2 protein-coding genes are annotated in these 1,420 nt (G+C 67.3%); one reads left to right on the top strand and one right to left on the bottom strand.

Going from position 1 to position 1,420, the window contains the following annotated elements:
• Positions 1 to 182 precede the first annotated feature (182 nt).
• Positions 183 to 755 (bottom strand): inorganic diphosphatase, encoded by a 573-nt coding sequence (locus MJ783_RS19990; protein ID WP_305039239.1) that lies wholly within the window; start codon positions 753 to 755, stop codon positions 183 to 185.
• Positions 756 to 961: 206 nt separating this feature from the next.
• Between MJ783_RS19990 and MJ783_RS19995 the strand changes: the two genes are divergently transcribed.
• The coding region (locus MJ783_RS19995; RefSeq protein ID WP_239312606.1) for a D-alanyl-D-alanine carboxypeptidase at positions 962 to 1,420 on the top strand (459 nt) is incomplete at its 3' end.

Below are 1,420 nucleotides of genomic sequence, written 5' to 3' on the forward strand. Positions count from 1 at the left end.
TAGGACCCCAGCGCGCCGGTCCGGCCGCCGCGGAAAAACCTCTGATTACGGAGAGCTACTTATTGCTTCACGAACTTCCAATAGCCGCTGATCGCGGTCGTGGCGATCAATCATCAAAGATCACCCACCACGACCGCACTCAACGGCTGCCACGGCTGTGTCCTGATCGCGTCAGGCGCGCCTCACGCGGACTTCACCTCCCGCACGGAGTCATCGTCAGCCGAAACATCGGGCCTGAAGTCACCGTCATGCGGCTCCACAAAGGCGCCGGACTCCTTCTCGCGCAGGATCGAGGCGAGAATCTCCCGTTCCGCTTCGGTCCGGCCGACCCAGGACGCGCCCTCGACCGACTTGCCCGGCTCCAGGTCCTTGTAGACCTCGAAGAAGTGCTGGATCTCCAGCCGGTCGAACTCGGGAAGGTGCCTGATGTCACGCAGGTGCTCCTGCCGGACGTCCGCGACCGGCACACACAGCACCTTGTCGTCCGGGCCCTTCTCGTCGCTCATCTGGAACATGCCGATCGTGCGGCAGCGCACCAGGCAGCCCGGGAAGGTCGGCTCCTCCAGCAGGACGAGCGCGTCCAGAGGATCACCATCCCGGCCCAGCGTACCCTCGATGAACCCGTAGTCCGAGGGATAATGAGTGGACGTGAACAGCATCCGGTCGAGCCGGATACGTCCGGTATGATGATCCATCTCGTACTTGTTACGTTGCCCCTTCGGGATCTCGATGGTCACATCGAACTCGAGGTCCACACCGTCCCCTGTCATGTCGATGGGCGCGTCCCGTCCGGAGCGCCCGCGTGTTCTGTACTTGTTACCAGTGTCGGCACTCATGACCGTCGCCCAGGACTGCGTTAAGAGGATCATGTATGATCGCGCGTCCACGGACGGGGCCGCCCATCGGTGGAGCTCCCGGCGCCGACCGGCCATGGGGTCTGTTCGGGATATTCCCCACTCCGATGGCGCGACTCGGATTCACCCGACGTAGTCTCGCGCACGTGACCCCTGCGACGCCTGGCCGGGTCAGCGGGCTCACCGCCATCGCCGGGGCGCTGCTTGCCGGCCAGCTGTCCGTCGCCCCGGTACAGCAGCCGGGCGTTACCCCCACCGTCTCCCGGCCAGCCGCGGTTCCCCTCGCCGCGCTCGACCCGGCAGCCCGGACCGCCGATCCGGCCGCGCTGGACGCCCGGCTTGCCGGCCCGTTGGCGAATCCCGCGCTGGGCAACCCGGCGGGGCTCGTGGTAGACGCGCTGACCGGGGCCGTACTGCTGGACCGCCGTTCCGACGTGCCGACCGCGCCGGCGTCCACCCTGAAAACCGTGGTGGCCGCGGCAGCGCTGACCACCTTCAGCCCGCGGGAGACGCTTACGACCCGGGTCTTCTACAGCCCGCCCGCCACCACGCCCACCGCCACGCCC

The organism is Protofrankia sp. Cj3 (genome assembly GCF_917627355.1).
Lineage (GTDB): Bacteria > Actinomycetota > Actinomycetes > Frankiales > Frankiaceae > Protofrankia.